The following is a 17898-nucleotide window of genomic DNA, read 5'->3' on the forward strand; positions in this document are numbered from 1 at the left end:
TCGGGATATAATAGAAAAAGCGATTTTTATCAAGAGGAGAGAAAAAATGGCAGAATATAAACTTCTTAAAACAGAAGGCCGTGCCAAGCGTGCAGAATTTCATACAGTGCATGGCACGATCCAGACTCCTGTTTTTATGAATGTGGGAACGATTGGCGCAATCAAGGGTGCCGTATCCACCATGGATTTACAGCAGATCGGAACACAGGTAGAATTATCAAATACTTATCATCTTCATGTGCGCCCGGGTGATAAAATAGTAAAGCAGTTAGGCGGCCTTCATAAATTTATGGTATGGGACAAACCAATCCTTACAGACTCAGGCGGATTCCAGGTGTTTTCCCTTGCAAAGCTGAGAAAGATCAAAGAAGAGGGGGTTTATTTTAATTCCCATATTGACGGGCATAAGATCTTTATGGGACCGGAAGAGAGTATGCAGATCCAGTCCAATCTTGCCTCCACCATTGCCATGGCATTTGATGAATGTCCCAGCAGTGTGGCTGACAGGGATTATGTGCAGAAATCTGTAGACAGGACCACAAGATGGCTTGCCCGCTGTAAAGCGGAAATGGCGAGACTGAACAGTCTGCCGGATACCATTAACAAAGAACAGCTTCTGTTTGGAATCAACCAGGGTGCTGTTTATGAAGATATCCGTATTGAGCATGCCAAAGCGATCTCTGAAATGGATCTGGATGGCTATGCTGTCGGCGGTCTGGCAGTTGGAGAAACCCATGAAGAGATGTACAGGATCCTGGATGCGGTAGTCCCCTATCTTCCTCAGAATAAACCTACTTACCTGATGGGTGTGGGAACACCGGCAAATATTCTGGAAGGTGTTGAGAGAGGAATTGATTTCTTTGACTGCGTATATCCAAGCCGTAACGGCCGCCATGGACATGTATATACCAATCATGGAAAGATGAATCTGTTCAATGCAAAATATGAACTGGACACACGTCCTATCGAAGAAGGCTGTCAGTGTCCTGCATGCCAGCATTACAGCAGAGCCTATATCCGTCATCTTCTGAAAGCAAAGGAAATGCTGGGAATGCGTCTCTGTGTACTTCACAATCTGTATTTCTATAATCATATGATGGAAGAGATCCGAGATGCTCTTGATGCAGGAAACTTCGCAGAATATAAGAAAATGCGGCTGGAAGGCTTTGAAGAGGGCAAAATTAACTCGAAAAGATAATCTGTATATAAAATAATTATTAAATATGCCAAAAACTCTTGAAGTAAAGCGTTTTTTTGTGTATGATGTGTAGTGACGCTTTAATCAGATTGTTCTGCATGAAAACAAGATTTCATACAGAAGGTAACGGAGATTATAAGTGGATCGCAAAGCAGCTCTTCAGTATGAGCAGCCGTCAGGACGGTCTGTGAATACATGATGGACTGCAAATATGCAGAATAACAGGAAAAGTTACAGGAGGAATCAAAATGGACGCATCAAGCGGAATGGGTATGGTTGGCGCTATTGTCTGGATGGTAGTACTGTTCGGAATTATGTACTTCTTAATGCTTCGCCCTCAGAAAAAAGAGCAGAAGAGACTTCAGGCAATGTTAAATGACATGGAGGTTGGCGACAGCATTGTTACTACCGGCGGCTTTTATGGAGTTGTCATTGATATGACAGAAGAAGACGTGATCGTAGAATTCGGTAATAACAAAAACTGCCGTATTCCTATGAGAAAACAGGCAATCGCTGAAGTTGAGAAAGCCGGAAGCGCCGCAGAATAATGAAAGTGAAATGATAAAAAGCAGAACACATAGTCAGTGATGACTGTGGTTCTGTTTTTTTGATTGGCACTTTTGCATTTTTTCACTTTAATAGGTTGAAATCTGTCGGAAAGTGCGTTATTATAATAACAATTACGCAATTAGAGTATTTTGGAGGAAATTATTATGGATTATAAGATTGCATTGATCCCCGGCGACGGAATCGGACCGGAAATCGTAAGAGAAGCAAAGAAAGTACTGGACAAGGTATGCGAGAAATATGGACACAGCTTTTCCTATTCAGAAGTTCTGTTAGGCGGCGCATCCATCGATGTACACGGCGTACCCCTTACTGATGAGGCAATTGCTACTGCCAAATCATCAGATGCCGTACTGATGGGCTCTATTGGCGGAGATGCAAAAACTTCTCCATGGTATAAGCTTGAGCCGTCCAAACGCCCGGAAGCAGGACTTCTTGCAATCCGTAAGGCATTAAATCTTTTTGCAAACTTAAGACCGGCTTACCTTTACAATGAGCTGAGAAAAGCCTGCCCTCTCCGCGATGAGATCATCGGAGACGGATTTGACATGATCATTGTACGTGAGCTTACAGGCGGTCTGTATTTCGGAGAACGTCAGACTATTGAAGAGAATGGTGTGAAGAAAGCAATTGATACACTTTCCTATAATGAAAACGAAATCCGCCGTATTGCCATCAAAGCATTTGAGATCGCACGTAAGAGAAGAAATAAAGTGACAAGCGTAGATAAGGCAAATGTTCTGGATTCTTCCAGACTCTGGAGAAAAGTGGTAGAGGAAGTTGCCAGAGATTATCCGGATGTTACCTTAGAGCATATGCTGGTTGACAACTGCGCAATGCAGCTTGTACGTGATCCGAAACAGTTCGATGTTATCCTTACAGAGAATATGTTCGGAGATATCCTTTCAGATGAGGCAAGTATGGTAACAGGTTCCATCGGAATGCTTTCATCTGCAAGCTTAAATGAAACAAAATTCGGTCTCTATGAGCCAAGCCATGGTTCAGCACCTGATATTGCAGGACAGGATAAGGCAAACCCCATCGCAACCATCCTTTCCGCAGCAATGATGCTTCGTTTCTCCCTTGATATGGATAAAGAAGCAGATGCAGTGGAAGCAGCAGTGCAGAAAGTCCTGACAGAGGGATACCGCACAGGTGATATTATGTCAGAGGGATGCAAACTTGTAGGAACAAAAGAGATGGGCGATCTGATCGCAGCAGCTCTGTAAGAATTGATATTAAGAGGATTCAGCCGGCGCAGGCAGATTACGGGGTCAGGAATTCCGGTTGAATCATTAAAAAATAAATAAAACAGTAAGAAAAGAGGAAATAAAACAATGAGAAGTGATGCAGTAAAAACAGGCACACAGCAGGCACCTCACCGTTCCCTGTTTAATGCTCTTGGAATGACAAAAGAAGAAATGGACAGACCCCTGGTAGGTATCGTAAGTTCTTACAATGAAATCGTACCGGGCCATATGAACCTTGACAAGATCACACAGGCAGTTAAGCTTGGTGTGGCAATGGCAGGCGGTACACCTGTTATGTTCCCGGCAATCGCAGTATGTGACGGTATTGCAATGGGACACGTTGGAATGAAATATTCTCTGGTCACCAGAGATCTGATCGCAGATTCCACAGAAGCCATGGCAATGGCGCATCAGTTTGATGCACTGGTAATGATTCCAAACTGTGACAAGAACGTACCCGGACTTCTGATGGCAGCAGCCAGACTGAATGTTCCTACTGTATTTGTAAGCGGCGGCCCAATGCTTGCCGGACATCTGAACGGACACAAGACAAGTCTTTCCAGTATGTTCGAGGCAGTTGGTGCTTACGCAGCAGGCAAGCTTGATGAGGACGGCCTGACAGAATGTGAAATGAAAACATGTCCTACATGCGGATCCTGTTCCGGTATGTACACAGCAAACTCCATGAACTGTCTGACAGAGGTTCTTGGTATGGGCCTGAAAGGAAACGGAACTATCCCTGCTGTATATTCCGAACGTATCCGTCTTGCAAAACATGCAGGTATGCAGGTTATGGAAATGTACAGAAAGAACATCCGTCCAAGAGATATCATGACAAAGGAAGCAATCCTCAATGCCCTGACAGTAGACATGGCACTTGGATGCTCCACAAACAGTATGCTTCACCTTCCGGCTATCGCTCATGAGATCGGAATGGACTTTGATATCAGCTTTGCAAATGAAATCAGTGCAAAGACTCCAAACCTCTGCCACCTTGCACCTGCAGGCCCGACATACATGGAAGACCTGAACGAAGCAGGCGGTGTATATGCAGTTATGAACGAACTGAATAAGAAGGGACTTCTTCATACTGAGTGCATGACAGTTACAGGCAAGACAGTAGGCGAGAACATCAAAGACTGTGTAAACTTAAATCCTGAAGTTATCAGACCGATCGACAATCCATACAGCCAGACAGGCGGACTTGCAGTTCTTAAGGGTAACCTTGCACCGGACGGTGGTGTTGTAAAACGTTCTGCAGTTGTAGAAGAGATGATGGTCCATGAAGGACCTGCAAGAGTCTTTGACTGCGAGGAAGACGCAATCGCAGCTATCAAAGGCGGTAAGATCGTAGAGGGTGACGTAGTAGTTATCCGTTACGAAGGACCGAAAGGCGGCCCTGGTATGAGAGAGATGCTGAACCCTACATCTGCGATCGCAGGTATGGGACTGGGATCTTCTGTAGCACTGATCACAGACGGACGTTTCAGCGGTGCATCCAGAGGAGCATCCATCGGACACGTATCACCGGAAGCAGCAGTCGGCGGACCGATCGCACTTGTTGAAGAAGGGGATATCATCAGTATTAACATTCCGGAACTGAAACTGGAGATCAAGGTTTCTGATGAAGAAATGCAGGCAAGAAAAGCTAAATGGCAGCCTCGTGAGCCAAAGGTAACAACAGGATATCTTGCAAGATATGCTGCCATGGTAACCTCCGGAAACAGAGGAGCGATCCTTGAGGTACCAAAAGCAAAATAAAGATGAACAAGTACCCGGCGGGAATTGCGGCATAACCTGTGATTCCTGCCTGAAAAGTTAGGAGGGAATTAACAGTTAAATATAAATTATAAAATTATATAAGTATATGTTGAGTTTTATAAGATATTAGAGTAGAATATTATTGAAAGGAGTTGATACTTTGAGTAAATATTATTCTATACATGAATTTTCAAAAATTATAGGCGTATCTGCCCAGACATTACGAAATTGGGATGCCAATGGAAAACTTCATCCGCATCATACTACAGTAAGTGGCTATAGATATTATTCTGATGAGCAACTCAACCAGGTAATAAATGTAAAGCCTAAAAACCGCATTACAATTGGATATTGTCGTGTTTCCAGTCATAAACAAAAAGATGATCTGGAACGACAGATTGATAATGTTAAAACATATCTTCTGGCAAAAGGACAGCCGTTTGAGATAATAAGTGATATCGGTTCCGGAATTAATTATAAGAAAAAAGGGCTCCAGGAATTGATCAGGCGAATATCTCAAAATCAGGTTGAAAAGGTTGTTGTTTTGTATAAAGATCGGTTACTGCGATTTGGTTTTGAGCTGATAGAATATATCGCTTCACTTTATAATTGTGAGATTGAGATTATTAATAATACTGAAAACTCCGAACAGCAGGAACTTGTTGAAGATCTGGTTCAGATAATCACTGTATTCAGTTGCAAATTACAAGGAAAACGAGCAAACAAAGCTAAGAAACTTATCCGGGAATTGATACAGGAGGAAGCAGATGGTAAAAGCCATAAAAGTAATGTTGATACCAAATAACGTGCAGAAAACTAAGTTGTTTCAGTACGCCGGTGCTTCAAGATTTGCCTATAACTGGGCTTTGGCAAGGGAAATAGAAAACTATGAAAAAGGCGGAAAATTCATTTCAGATGCAGAACTCAGAAAAGAATTTACAAAGCTTAGACATTCTGATGAATATACATGGTTATTGAATATTTCAAATAATGTAACAAAACAGGCGATCAAAGATGCCTGTACTGCTTATAAGAACTTTTTCAGGGGTTTGCAGAAATTCCCGAGATTCAAGTCAAAAAAGAGGTCAATGCCGAAGTTCTATCAGGACAACGTTAAGATACGATTCAGTAATACCCATGTTAAATTTGAAGGCTTTTCCTCCAGCAGGAAAGCCAACAAACAAAAAATGAATTGGGTAAGACTTGCAGAACATGGACGAATTCCGACAAATGCTAAATATATGAATCCGCGAATATCCTTTGACGGATTGAACTGGTGGATCAGTGTATGTGTAGAATTTCCTGACTGCAGGGAAACACTTAATGATGACGGAGTCGGCATAGACCTGGGAATCAAAGATCTGGCTGTCTGCTCTGATGGAACTAAGTATAAGAACATCAATAAGAGTCAGAAAATAAAGAAATTAGAAAAACAGAAACGCAGATTACAGCGTAGTATCTCTCGTTCTTACGAGAAAAATAAAAAAGGAGAAAGTTACTGTAAAACAAATAATGTAATCAAAAAGGAAAAACTTTTATTAAAACGAGATCACAGATTAACAAATATCCGTAAAAACTATTTGAATCAGACCATATCTGAGATCATAAATCGAAAACCAAGATTTATATGTATTGAAGATCTGAATGTCAGCGGAATGATGAAAAACAGACATTTATCCAAAGCAGTCCAGGAACAGGGATTTTTTTGGTTTAGAAAACAGCTTGAATATAAGTGCAGCGATAAAGGGATTCAGCTTATTGTGGCTGATCGGTTTTATCCATCATCAAAACTTTGCAGCTGTTGTGGGAATATCAAAAAAGATTTGAAGTTATCTGACAGAGTTTATAGATGTGAGTGTGGGAATATGATTGACAGAGATTTCCAGGCATCTATAAATCTCAAGACTTATGGAGAACAATTTGCAAGCTGACACTGAAACGTTAATGCAAATATGTACGGATACGTTAGTCCGGAATTTACGCCTATGGAGAGTACAAGAACTTGTGAGTAGATAGATATTTATATCATCAAAAGCATACTCGTTGAAGTAGGAATGAAACATAGAAGTTTATAACTTTTTATAAGTTTTCAGTAACGGATACGTAAAGATGCAGCTTACAGGTGCTGAAATCATCGTTGAATGTTTAAAAGAACAGGGCGTTGACACCGTTTTCGGATATCCGGGCGGTGCCATCCTGAATGTATATGACGCCCTCTATGAATATAAAGACCAGATCACACATGTGCTGACCTCCCATGAGCAGGGAGCATCCCATGCAGCGGACGGATATGCAAGAGCTACCGGAAAAGTTGGCGTATGCCTTGCAACTTCCGGTCCTGGAGCCACAAACCTGGTAACAGGAATTGCAACTGCATACATGGATTCCGTACCAATGGTAGCCATCACATGTAATGTAGGAACACCGCTTCTTGGAAAGGATTCTTTCCAGGAGGTTGATATTACCGGAATCGTAATGCCGATCACAAAGCACAGCTTTATCGTAAAAGACATTACGACTCTGGCAGATACCATCCGCAGAGCATTTTATATTGCGAAGAGCGGCCGCCCGGGTCCTGTACTTGTAGATGTAACAAAGGATGTAACCGGTGCGAAATACGAATATGAACCATGTCAGCCGACAGCTGTCACACCAAAGGTTGACACAATTAAAGATGAGGACATTGCAACAGCAGTCCAGATGATCAAAGATGCGAAGAAACCGTTTATCTTTACAGGCGGTGGCACCATTATTTCAGAAGCATCTAAAGAAGTGACAGAGCTTGCTCACAAGATTGATGCTCCGGTATGTGACAGCCTTATGGGGAAAGGTGGATTTTCCGGTGAAGATCCTTTATATACAGGAATGCTGGGAATGCACGGAACAAAGGCTTCCAATCTGGGAGTTTCTGAATGTGATCTCCTAATTGTACTGGGTGCCAGATTCAGTGACCGTGTCACAGGAAACACAAAGACTTTCGCAAAGAATGCGAAGATTCTCCAGATTGATGTAGACGCTGCAGAGATTAACAAGAACATCGTTGTAGATGCAAGCATCGTAGGAGATGAGAAAGAAGTTCTCAAACGTATTTTGGCAGAGGTTCCGGAAATGAGACATCCGGAATGGACTGCACATATTGCTGAACTGAAAGAGAAATATCCATTGAGATATGATCATTCACAGCTTACAGGTCCATATATTATCGAGAAACTTTATGAGCTGACAAAAGGAGATGCGATCATTACAACTGAGGTAGGACAGAACCAGATGTGGGCAGCTCAGTATTTCAAATACAAAGAGCCAAGAACTTTCCTTTCTTCCGGTGGCCTGGGAACTATGGGATATGGACTTGGTGCAGCCATCGGTGCCAAGATGGGAAGACCGGACAAAACTGTGGTAAACATTGCAGGTGACGGCTGCTTCCGTATGAATATGAATGAGATTGCAACAGCAGTCCGCTGTGGCAGACCTTTAATTGAAATTGTATTGAACAATCATGTACTGGGAATGGTACGTCAGTGGCAGACACTGTTCTACGACCACAGATATTCCCATACAATTTTAAATGATGCAGTAGATTTTGTGAAGCTGGCAGAAGCCATGGGAGCAAAAGCAATCCGTATCACAAAGATGGAAGAGGTAGAGCCTGCATTAAAAGAGGCTCTGGCATATCCGGGACCTATCGTACTTGACTGTATGATCGATCAGGATCTCAGTGTATTCCCGATGGTACCGGCAGGCGCAAGCATTGATGATATTTTTGATGAGGAGGATATGAAAAACAATGAGCAGAGTGTATAATTTTTCTGCAGGACCGGCTGTACTGCCGGAAGAGGTACTGAAAGAAGTAGCAGATGAGATGATGGACTATCAGGGATCCGGTATGTCTGTAATGGAAATGAGCCACAGAAGTGCTGATTTCCAGAAGATCATTGACGAGGCAGAGCAGGATCTTCGTGATCTGATGAAGATTCCGGATAACTATAAGGTATTATTCCTTCAGGGCGGAGCTTCCCAGCAGTTTGCAGCAATCCCTATGAACCTTATGAAGAACAAGGTTGCTGATTACATTGTAACAGGACAGTGGGCAAAGAAAGCATACCAGGAAGCACAGAAATATGGAAAAGCAAACAAGATCGCTTCTTCCGAGGATAAGACTTTCTCCTATATTCCTGACTGCAGCGACCTTCCGATCAGCCCGGATGCAGACTATGTATACATTTGTGAAAACAACACAATCTACGGAACAAAATTCAAGAAGCTTCCTAACACAAAAGGAAAAACTCTGGTAGCAGATGTTTCCTCCTGCTTCTTATCTGAGCCTGTTGATGTATCCAAATATGGCATCATCTATGGCGGTGTACAGAAGAATATCGGACCAGCAGGTATGGTAATCTCCATCATCCGCGAAGATCTGATCACAGATGATGTTCTGGAAGGAACACCTACTATGCTGAAATTCAAAACACAGGCAGATGCAGGTTCTCTTTACAATACTCCAAACTGCTACTGCATCTATGTATGCGGTAAGGTCTTCAAATGGCTGAAGAAAATGGGCGGACTGGAAGAAATGCAGAGACGTAACATTGAAAAAGCGAAAATCCTCTATGATTTTCTTGATCAGAGCAAGTTGTTCAAAGGAACTGTTGTACCGGAAGACCGTTCTCTTATGAATGTACCATTTGTAACAGGTGACAAGGACATGGATGCCAAATTTGTAAAAGAAGCAAAAGAGGCAGGACTTGTAAACTTAAAGGGACACCGTACAGTGGGCGGTATGCGTGCAAGTATCTACAACGCTATGCCAAAAGAAGGTGTGGAAGCACTGGTTGCTTTCATGAAGAAGTTTGAGGAGGAGAATGCATAATGTTTCAGTATCATTGCCTGAATCCCATTGCAGAAAAAGGTCTGGGATTATTTGATGAAGAATATAAGAAAAGCGAAGATCTGCAGGAGTGCGATGCAGTCCTTGTAAGAAGTGCAAAAATGCATGACATGGAGCTTCCTGAGAGCGTAAAGGTAATCGCACGTGCAGGTGCAGGTGTCAACAATATTCCTATAAAGGACTGTGCAGAGAAAGGCGTTGTAGTATTTAACACACCGGGCGCCAATGCAAACGGTGTTAAGGAGCTTGTACTTGCAGGTATGCTCCTTGCTTCCCGTGATATCGTAGGTGGTATCGAATGGGTTGCCAAAGAGAAAGACCAGGAAGACATCGATAAACTTGCTGAGAAACAGAAAAAACAGTTTGCAGGATGTGAGATCATGGGCAAAAAGTTAGGTATCATCGGTCTTGGTGCCATCGGAGCAATGGTGGCAAACGCTGCTTCTGCACTTGGAATGGAAGTATACGGATATGATCCATACATCTCCATTGATGCTGCATGGAATCTTTCCCGTACCATCAAGCATATCAAGAGCCTGGATGAGATTTATTCCCAGTGTGATTACATCACCATCCATGTGCCTCTTCTTGACAGCACAAAAGAGATGATCAACAAAGAAGCATTAGACAAGATGAAAGACGGCGTAGTACTTCTGAACTTTGCCCGGGATCTTCTGGTTGATGAGGATGCTCTGATCGAAGCATTAGACAGCGGAAAAGTGAAGAAATATGTGACAGACTTTGCAAACCATACAGTAGCAGGACATAAGGGAATCCTGGTAACTCCACATCTTGGAGCATCCACAGAGGAATCCGAAGAAAACTGTGCAGTAATGGCAGTGAAAGAAGTAAGAGATTTCCTTGAGAACGGAAATATCAAAAACTCTGTAAACTTCCCCAACTGTGATATGGGAACCTGCGCGGCAGTAGGACGTATTGCCATCTGCCACAAAAATATCCCGAACATGATCAGCCAGTTCACCAAGATCCTCGGTGCAGAAGGTCTGAACATCGCAGATATGACAAACAAGAGCAAAGGCGAATACGCTTATACTCTCATTGATCTGGAAAGCACAGCTTCCAGAGAAGCACTGGATGAGCTGAAAGCAATTGAAGGCGTTTCCAGAGTTCGTGTGGTAAAATAGTAAGATACAAGTTAACAGTTTAACCGAATCAAGTAAGTCCCCTGCTTCAATTGCGAAAAGCAATAAGCAGTGGGTGGGGACTTTCTTGTATCAGGAGGAGTGCGAGCTCCTTCTGATAAACTGCGAAGCAGTTATTCGGTTATGAGCAAGTAGCGAAGCGGATTGCGAATATCCGCTTGACTATTTTTATAATGACTGACTGTTGATTTGTAATAGAGATTTATATATTTAAAATATCTCCTGTCTGATTGAGATTTTCAATCGCCAGGAGATATTTTTTGATTTTTATGATAAAAAAAGGAAGCCCTCTGGCACCGCCAGACTGGGCTTCCTTAAAAAATTATGATGTTAAATCAGCATCCTCTTGATTTCATAAAGTCAAGAACCTCTTCTTTGGTGGACATGACGCGAAGAGCACCCTTACGTGTGGTGATCAGAGAAGCTGCCGCATTTGCGAATGTGAGCAGTTCTTTTAAGTTCTCTTCTGTCAGATTGTCCAGACCATGTTCCAGAACATAGTTTAAGGAACTTGCACAGAAGGTATCGCCTGCACCTGTTGTCTCGATAGTCTTTTCCTGAAGGAAAGGAGCAGCCTCTACTTTCATGTCTTTGTAGTAAGCGCGGCTTCCGTCTTTTCCGAGTGTGATGAGGATAAGCGGAATATTGTATTTCTCTTTCAGAAGTGCGGCGCCTTTGTCATAGTCTGTAGTTCCGAACAGGAATTCAACTTCATTATCTGAGATTTTCAGAATATCACATTTGCCAAGGCCGTATTCGATTTCTGCCTTTGCGTCATCCAGAGATTTCCATAATGGCGGACGAAGGTTCGGGTCGAAGCTGACGATACATCCGGCTTCTTTTGCAACGTCGATGGCATAGCGGGTTGCCTCGCGTACTCCTTCGTGAGTGGAAGAAAGAGTTCCGAAGTGGAAGATTCTGGAATCTCTGATCAGGTCTTCCTGGATTTCATCCTTGGTGAGCATCATATCTGCACCCGGGTTACGGTAGAAGGAGAAATCTCTGTCTCCGTCAGGATAAGTATGTACAAAGGCAAGTGTTGTGTGTACCTCGTTGTCGATCACAAGGTTGCGGGTGTCGATCCCTACTTCCTCTACAGCATTCTTAAGCTGGGTTCCGAACATGTCGTTTCCGACTTTGCCGATGAATGCAGTTTTTTTGCCAAGCTTCTCAAGCATTGCAAGCACGTTGCATGGAGCACCGCCCGGATTGGCTTCCAGCATCGGATTTCCCTGTGCGCTGCTTCCGTTTTCAGTAAAGTCAATCAATAATTCGCCTAATGCGGTTACGTCAAAGGCTCTGTTTCCCATTTTGTATCCTCCTTGTTGTGATGGAAAGAAGCATAGTATCCGGAACAAGATTCTTTCCATGGTTAATAACATAAATTTAGCGCAGGAAAGGGAATTTGTCAAACAATTTTCTTTATTTTTTTGTGCAAAGATGCTAAAATAAACATAACTTGATTTGTTATTGTTTACAGGTGACGTTTAATGTACCATAAATACGTTGCCGGTAAGAGTAACCGATCATCGTATTTCTGACAATCGGGGAGGTAACGCAGCTATGGACGAAAAAGTATACGACTATATGGACTGGCCGAGAATTGAAGCTATTGTGTATGGAGAGGAAACTGCTCCCAGAGATGTGATGGGACCAAGGATCACACAGGACGGAGTTCTTATTCAGGGATTTTTTCCTGATGCAGAGGAAGTAAGTGTGATTAGCGGAAAGAAAACCTATGTCTGCGAGAAAGAGGACGAGGCCGGATATTTTGCAGTATTGCTTCCTGTACGCAAGGTGCCGGAATACAGATTTCTTATAAAAATGGGAGAGACAGAGACAGAATGTTATGATCCCTATGCTTTTCCATGCCAGATCACAGAGGAAGAGGAGAAGGCTTTCTGCGCAGGTGTTTATTATGAGGCATATAAGAAGCTGGGCGCTCATCCTGTGGAGATTAAAGGAGTGAAAGGTACTCTTTTTGCTGTCTGGGCTCCGAATGCAGTGAGTGTAAATATTGCAGGTGATTTTAATGGATGGATCGGACGTGCGACTATTATGCATCGTATGCCTATGTCCGGTATCTTTGAGCTGTTTGTACCCGGGGTAGAGGCAGGGACACATTATAAATATGAAATTAAAGTCAAAGGCGGCGAAGTTCTGTTAAAGGCTGATCCTTATGGGAACAGTGCAGACCATGATCCTGAGGGAGCATCTGTGGTAGCAGATGTAAGTGCTTTTCAGTGGAATGACGGAGACTGGATGAAAGAGCGTCACAGATTTGATGACAGGAAACAGCCGGTTTCTATATACGAAACATCTCTGGAGGAATGGAAATCCGCTGAGGAGCTGGTGGAATTTCTGACAGAGGAAGATTTTACCCATGTGGAACTCCATCCTGTGATGGAATACCTGGATGATATTACAGGTGGTTATTCTACATATGCATATTATGCACCTACTTCCAGATTTGGAAGCGTGGCGGATTTTCAGAAGCTGGTAGATGAGCTGCATCAGGCGGGAATCGGTGTGATTCTTGACTGGACACCTGCACAGTTTCCACGTTATGTCTCCGGTCTGGAGAAATTTGACGGAACACCTCTTTATGAGAGACAGAATCCGGCAGAGGCGATTCATCCGTTCTGGGGAACACTGCTCTATAATTACGGAAGCCCGATGGTGAAAGATTTTCTGATTTCCAATGCCTGCTTCTGGGCTGAGGTTTACCATGCTGACGGTCTGCGTATGGATGATGTGGATGCCATGCTGTATCTGGATTATGGCAGAAATCCGGGAGAGTGGACACCTAATATTTACGGAACCAATGAAAACCTGGATGCTCTGGAATTTCTGAAGCATCTGAATTCTGTGATAAAGGAGAGAAATCCCGGATTGCTTTTAGCTGCTCAGGAGAACGGACTCTGGCCGGAGCTGACAGACAGTGTGGAGAATGACCATCTGGGATTTGACTATAAATGGAGTGGCGGATGGACAAAAGATCTGCTTGAATATCTGAGCAAGGATCCTATTGAGAGAAAGAATTACCATGATCAGCTGACTATGTCCATGCTCTATGCATACTGCGAACATTATATTCTGACACTTGGCAGCAGGGATGTTGGTACATTGAAGGATTTCGCAGATAAGCTGCCAGGAAGTGAAGAACAGAAGAATGCGCAGATCAGAGAGGCTTATGCTTATATGATGCTTCATCCGGGATGCAAGATGATGGCACCGGATAAAGATATGCCGAAAGAACTTGAAGTATTTGTCAAAGACCTCAATAATATGTATCTTGCTCATCCTGCACTTTATCAGCTGGATGATGAATATGATGGATTTGAATGGGTTCAGCTGATGAAGTATGAGGAGAATGTGATCGCATTCATGAGAAAGACAGAGAAACCGGAAGAAACTGTTCTGGCTGTCTGCAATTTCGCGGCAATCCCATATGAAAACTACAATGTGGGAGTTCCTTTTGCCGGCAAATATAAAGAAATCTTTAACAGTGATGATAAAAAGTATGGTGGTAATGGTGTAGTAAATACGAGAGTTAAAGCAGCGAAGAAGGCTGAGTGTGATGAGAGAGAGTACTCCATCACAGTAAAGCTTCCGGCACTTGGGGTGGCAGTCTTTACCTGCACTCCGGAAGAAACAGAGAAAAAGCCTGCTGCTGAGCACGGCCAGATTAAGAAATCCATCACCAAGACAAGAACTGTACGCAAGGCTGCCGGGAAAACAAAAGCAGCTGTAAAAACTGCAGTGAAACCGGTGACGAAAACAGTATCTGAAATACCGGTCAAAAAGGACTTGACAGAGAAGAAATAATATTATAAACTAAATGCTGTGGCTGTCAGAATTATCAATTTCTGACAGATTACAGCATAAGCTGAAATAGCTCAGTCGGTAGAGCACTTCACTCGTAATGAAGGGGTCGTGAGTTCGAGTCTCATTTTCAGCTTGACGTTCAAATAGCTCTGAATCCTTATGAATTGAGGATTTGGAGCTTTTTATACATAATTATATTTTTTTTGAATACAATTACCCCGAACTAACTTTTTTCATGGACAAAGATCAGAATATCATTTATAATTATTTTCTGTAAATAATTAAATAACATTTATTGGTTTTGAATCAGTCGTTGTAAGTTCCGCAAGGATTAATAGAGAAACCGGTGTAAGTCCGGTACGATCCCGTCACTGTAAGAGGGAGCTTCGGAATGAAAGATGTCACTGGACCATGTGATTTTAAAGTTGGTCTGGGAAGGTGATTTCGAAGTGATGAATTTAAGTCAGGAGAACTGCTTGCAATTGGGATAGGAATGATTCTTACGGTAGATAGGAAGCATATTTTTTTCATGTCATTTTGTGTCCGTATGTATGGTGTTTTCATATTGCGGGCTATTTTTTTGCCTGAAAACCAACTCCCTGTGGGGGATTTTCCATGTTACTGAACAGGAGTGATCAGAAATATTTCCGGTATTGGTTTAATTCACGAAAGATGTAGGAAGGAGATTATTTTCCACAGAGATTGTCATCACAGAATTGTCTGTATTCCGGTACAAATACCAGATCTTTTGTATCCATAATCGCTGCATCTGCGAAACCCATGGAAAGTGCTTCTTTTATGAAATCCATAAGAATGTCTCCCTTCTTAAATTGGAATGCTTGGTTTTGGATATTTCAAAATGAATTATAACATTTTGAGATAAATAAAAACAGAGAGATCAAAACAAAAAAAGGAATATATTGTAAAGAAAAAATAAATCGGCAAAATCATAGATTCTTCATAGACATTTTTGGGTCAGAAGTTTATAATATTGCATCATATAGGCACTATTAGATAAGTGAAAGGGAAAACTATCAAGTATGAAGTATATTAAAATAAATGAAAATGGGATTCATATTGTTTTTGGAATTACAGACAGGAATCAGATTAAGCTGCTTCATTTTTCAAAGGCGGATTTTTGTGAAGAGGATATCTGTAAATTTGGACCGGAATGTAAAGCAGAGGATCTGGCAAGGCGTGATCAGCTGATCGATGAGGCCTTTCAGCTTGTACAGGTGAATCTGGCAGGCTATGACAGGCCCTATGAAAAACATGGAAACAAACATATCTGCACTGCGCCGGGATATTTATTGACATATGCAGGCATGGATGACTGTGTCAATGAGATTGGACGTAAAATCACTGTTTACCAGGAGGACAGGACAGTGACTCACGTTCGCCTGGAAACAGAAATGCAGTTTTACAAAGGGACTTCTGTAGTCCGCATGAAGAACAGAATCATAAATGAAGGTGAGGACACACAGTGTCTGGAATATCTTTCCTCTTTTTGTTATACAGGAATTGAAAAAGAAGGCAAAAGCAATTCAGATGCCAAAATGAGAGTACGCATTCCTTATAATGGATGGCAGAAGGAAATGAGCATCGGGGAATTTACATTTGGGGATGTGGGACTGGCACAGACACAGCCGGGAGTGTATCAGCGTACCTCTCAGATTCTGGAGGTGACTAATACCGGACACTGGTCTACAAAGAAGTACCTGCCATTAGGCTATGTAGAGAATAAAGAAGCTCATACCAGCTTATTTTGGCAGATTGAACATAATGGTTCCTGGCATTATGAAATCAGTGATCAGAATACCCATTTCTATGTATGTGTCAGCGGACCTACGGAGATACAGTCCCACTGGTTCAAAAACCTTGCACCCGGTGAAGCCTTTGAGTCTGTGCCGGTTGCTGTGGGTGTGGCAGATGACAGCTTTGAACAGGCAATGGGAGAGCTGACCAGATATCGCCGTATGATCCGCAGACCGAATAAGGATGATGAGGATTTACCGGTAATCTTTAACGATTACATGAATTGTCTGTTTGGAGATCCTACCACTGCAAAGGAGCTTCCGCTTATTGATGCAGCTGCAGCATGTGGCTGTGAATACTATGTGATCGATGCCGGATGGTATGCACCGGGAGAATGGTGGGACAGTGTCGGTGAATGGAAGGAATGCAGGGACCGTTTTCCAAATGGCATCAAAGAAGTGACAGATTACATCCGTAAAAAAGGAATGGTTCCCGGTGTCTGGCTGGAACTGGAGGTTATGGGAATTAACTGTGAGAAGGCAAAAAAAGTACCGGATGACTGGTTTTTTGTGCGCCATGGAAAGAGAGTCTATGACCGCAGCAGATATCAGCTGGACTTTAGAAACCCGGCAGTCATAGAGTATGTGAATGAAGTCATAGACCGTGTAGTGAAGGAATATGGTGTAGGGTATATTAAAATGGACTACAATATAGAGCCTGGAATTGGTACAGAGATTGGTGCAGAAAGCGTGGGACAGGGCCTCCTGGAGCATGAAAAAGCATATCTTAACTGGCTGGATGGTGTATTTGCACGCTACCCGGATCTGGTAATTGAAAACTGCTCCAGTGGAGGACTTCGCATGGATTATGCACTGCTTTCCAGATACAGTATCCAGTCTACCTCTGACCAGGAGGATTACCGCAATTTTGCTACCATAGCAGCAAATTCTCCGGCTGGAGTGACTCCGGAGCAGGCTGCGATCTGGTCCTATCCGATGCGTCAGGGAGACAAAGAAGAGGTTATTTATAATATGGTCAATGCCATGCTGTTCCGTATCCATCAGAGCGGTCATCTGGCAGAGCTTTCCCAGGAACGTCTTGCACTGGTAAAAGAAGGAATTGACTGCTATAAGACCATTTGCCAGGATATCAGGCAGGCACTGCCTTTCTGGCCTCTGGATATTGCAGATAATGAAGATTTGTGGGTATGCGGTGGACTACAGCTGGAAAATAAAGCTTATCTTGCAGTATGGAAACGTCAGATGGAAGGAAAAAATAATGACAGATATCAGAATGCCGGTATCAGCTGTACAGAGGACAGCTTATCCATTCCGTTGGGAAGTCTTCCCTTTGCAGGGAAAGGCTTAAAGGTATCCTGCTTATATCCGGAAAAGGAGCCTGTTTCCTTTGAGCTTGACAAAGATATACTGACTGTTCATTATGACAAACCTGTTATGGCAAGACTTTTTGAAATCAGTTTCTAGAGATCAA

At 42.8% G+C, this 17898-nt stretch carries 13 protein-coding genes, 1 tRNA gene and 1 riboswitch; of the genes, 12 read left to right on the forward strand and 2 right to left on the reverse strand.

All coding sequences use genetic code 11. The features are described 5' to 3' along the window. Positions 1–46 precede the first annotated feature (46 nt). The 9 genes from tgt (at position 47) to ACTNC0_RS09795 (ending at position 10806) form a co-directional block, all read left to right on the forward strand. Positions 47–1198, forward strand: coding sequence for a tRNA guanosine(34) transglycosylase Tgt (gene tgt / locus ACTNC0_RS09755; RefSeq protein WP_008703492.1), 1152 nt, complete (start codon positions 47–49; stop codon positions 1196–1198). Positions 1199–1446: 248 nt separating this feature from the next. Beyond that, the gene (gene yajC, locus ACTNC0_RS09760) at positions 1447–1746 is read left to right on the forward strand and encodes a preprotein translocase subunit YajC (protein WP_117844208.1); all 300 of its coding nucleotides are present in this window, start codon (positions 1447–1449) and stop codon (positions 1744–1746) included. Positions 1747–1911: 165 nt separating this feature from the next. Further along, a complete protein-coding gene (gene leuB / locus ACTNC0_RS09765; protein ID WP_118410587.1) occupies positions 1912–2994 on the forward strand; it encodes a 3-isopropylmalate dehydrogenase in 1083 nt (360 codons plus the stop codon). Between the two features lie 108 nt (positions 2995–3102). Next, positions 3103–4776: a dihydroxy-acid dehydratase gene (gene ilvD / locus ACTNC0_RS09770; RefSeq protein WP_118521614.1), complete on the forward strand. Its 1674-nt coding sequence runs from the start codon at positions 3103–3105 to the stop codon at positions 4774–4776. A 160-nt stretch (positions 4777–4936) separates the two neighbouring features. Beyond that, positions 4937–5581: an IS607 family transposase gene (locus ACTNC0_RS09775; RefSeq protein WP_227218858.1), complete on the forward strand. Its 645-nt coding sequence runs from the start codon at positions 4937–4939 to the stop codon at positions 5579–5581. After that, on the forward strand, positions 5544–6707 hold the full coding sequence (locus ACTNC0_RS09780; RefSeq protein WP_441087218.1) for an RNA-guided endonuclease InsQ/TnpB family protein: 1164 nt from the start codon (positions 5544–5546) through the stop codon (positions 6705–6707). Before ACTNC0_RS09775 ends, ACTNC0_RS09780 begins: the two co-directional genes overlap by 38 nt. Positions 6708–6885: 178 nt before the next feature. Next, positions 6886–8577, forward strand: coding sequence for a biosynthetic-type acetolactate synthase large subunit (gene ilvB, locus ACTNC0_RS09785; protein ID WP_441087219.1), 1692 nt, complete (start codon positions 6886–6888; stop codon positions 8575–8577). Next, a complete protein-coding gene (gene serC, locus ACTNC0_RS09790; RefSeq protein ID WP_118586458.1) occupies positions 8561–9643 on the forward strand; it encodes a 3-phosphoserine/phosphohydroxythreonine transaminase in 1083 nt (360 codons plus the stop codon). The genes ilvB and serC overlap by 17 nt, the downstream gene beginning before the upstream one ends. Then, the gene (locus ACTNC0_RS09795; protein ID WP_441087220.1) at positions 9643–10806 is read left to right on the forward strand and encodes a phosphoglycerate dehydrogenase; all 1164 of its coding nucleotides are present in this window, start codon (positions 9643–9645) and stop codon (positions 10804–10806) included. Before serC ends, ACTNC0_RS09795 begins: the two co-directional genes overlap by 1 nt. Before the next feature lie 353 nt (positions 10807–11159). On the opposite strand, the gene ACTNC0_RS09800 is transcribed toward ACTNC0_RS09795, so the two are convergent. Beyond that, entirely contained in the window at positions 11160–12134 is a 975-nt protein-coding gene (locus ACTNC0_RS09800) for a carbohydrate kinase family protein (protein WP_062807758.1), read from the reverse strand. Between the two features lie 253 nt (positions 12135–12387). On the opposite strand from ACTNC0_RS09800, the gene glgB reads away from it, so the two are divergent. Together glgB and ACTNC0_RS09810 are read left to right on the forward strand one after the other, a co-directional pair. Continuing rightward, positions 12388–14652, forward strand: coding sequence for a 1,4-alpha-glucan branching enzyme (gene glgB / locus ACTNC0_RS09805; protein ID WP_441087221.1), 2265 nt, complete (start codon positions 12388–12390; stop codon positions 14650–14652). A gap of 60 nt (positions 14653–14712) precedes the next feature. Next, a tRNA-Thr gene (locus ACTNC0_RS09810) sits at positions 14713–14785 on the forward strand. Between the two features lie 167 nt (positions 14786–14952). Then, a riboswitch (cobalamin riboswitch) is annotated at positions 14953–15146 on the forward strand. A 192-nt stretch (positions 15147–15338) separates the two neighbouring features. Here the strand turns inward: ACTNC0_RS09810 and ACTNC0_RS09815 are convergent. Then, positions 15339–15461 carry a hypothetical protein gene (locus ACTNC0_RS09815; RefSeq protein WP_441087222.1) on the reverse strand — a complete coding sequence of 41 codons (123 nt, stop codon included), beginning with the start codon at positions 15459–15461 and terminating at the stop codon, positions 15339–15341. Between the two features lie 231 nt (positions 15462–15692). Here ACTNC0_RS09815 and ACTNC0_RS09820 point away from each other — a divergent pair, with 231 nt between their 5' ends. Next, complete coding sequence (locus ACTNC0_RS09820; protein ID WP_441087223.1) at positions 15693–17891, forward strand: glycoside hydrolase family 36 protein; 2199 nt, start codon at positions 15693–15695, stop codon at positions 17889–17891. Positions 17892–17898: the final 7 nt, after the last annotated feature.

Origin of the sequence: Blautia sp. HCP3S3_B11 (genome assembly GCF_052064435.1) — a bacterium.
GTDB lineage: Bacteria > Bacillota > Clostridia > Lachnospirales > Lachnospiraceae > Blautia_A.

What these genes read in the sequence shown, in the direction of transcription:
- ACTNC0_RS09815 (WP_441087222.1), bottom strand. Translation starts at nt 15,461, where the DNA reads ATGGATTTCATAAAAGAAGCACTTTCCATGGGTTTCGCAGATGCAGCG.
- leuB (WP_118410587.1), top strand. Translation starts at nt 1,912, where the DNA reads ATGGATTATAAGATTGCATTGATCCCCGGCGACGGAATCGGACCGGAA.
- tgt (WP_008703492.1), top strand. Translation starts at nt 47, where the DNA reads ATGGCAGAATATAAACTTCTTAAAACAGAAGGCCGTGCCAAGCGTGCA.
- ilvB (WP_441087219.1), top strand. Translation starts at nt 6,886, where the DNA reads ATGCAGCTTACAGGTGCTGAAATCATCGTTGAATGTTTAAAAGAACAG.
- ACTNC0_RS09780 (WP_441087218.1), top strand. Translation starts at nt 5,544, where the DNA reads ATGGTAAAAGCCATAAAAGTAATGTTGATACCAAATAACGTGCAGAAA.
- ACTNC0_RS09795 (WP_441087220.1), top strand. Translation starts at nt 9,643, where the DNA reads ATGTTTCAGTATCATTGCCTGAATCCCATTGCAGAAAAAGGTCTGGGA.
- ACTNC0_RS09800 (WP_062807758.1), bottom strand. Translation starts at nt 12,134, where the DNA reads ATGGGAAACAGAGCCTTTGACGTAACCGCATTAGGCGAATTATTGATT.
- ACTNC0_RS09820 (WP_441087223.1), top strand. Translation starts at nt 15,693, where the DNA reads ATGAAGTATATTAAAATAAATGAAAATGGGATTCATATTGTTTTTGGA.
- yajC (WP_117844208.1), top strand. Translation starts at nt 1,447, where the DNA reads ATGGACGCATCAAGCGGAATGGGTATGGTTGGCGCTATTGTCTGGATG.
- glgB (WP_441087221.1), top strand. Translation starts at nt 12,388, where the DNA reads ATGGACGAAAAAGTATACGACTATATGGACTGGCCGAGAATTGAAGCT.
- ilvD (WP_118521614.1), top strand. Translation starts at nt 3,103, where the DNA reads ATGAGAAGTGATGCAGTAAAAACAGGCACACAGCAGGCACCTCACCGT.
- serC (WP_118586458.1), top strand. Translation starts at nt 8,561, where the DNA reads ATGAGCAGAGTGTATAATTTTTCTGCAGGACCGGCTGTACTGCCGGAA.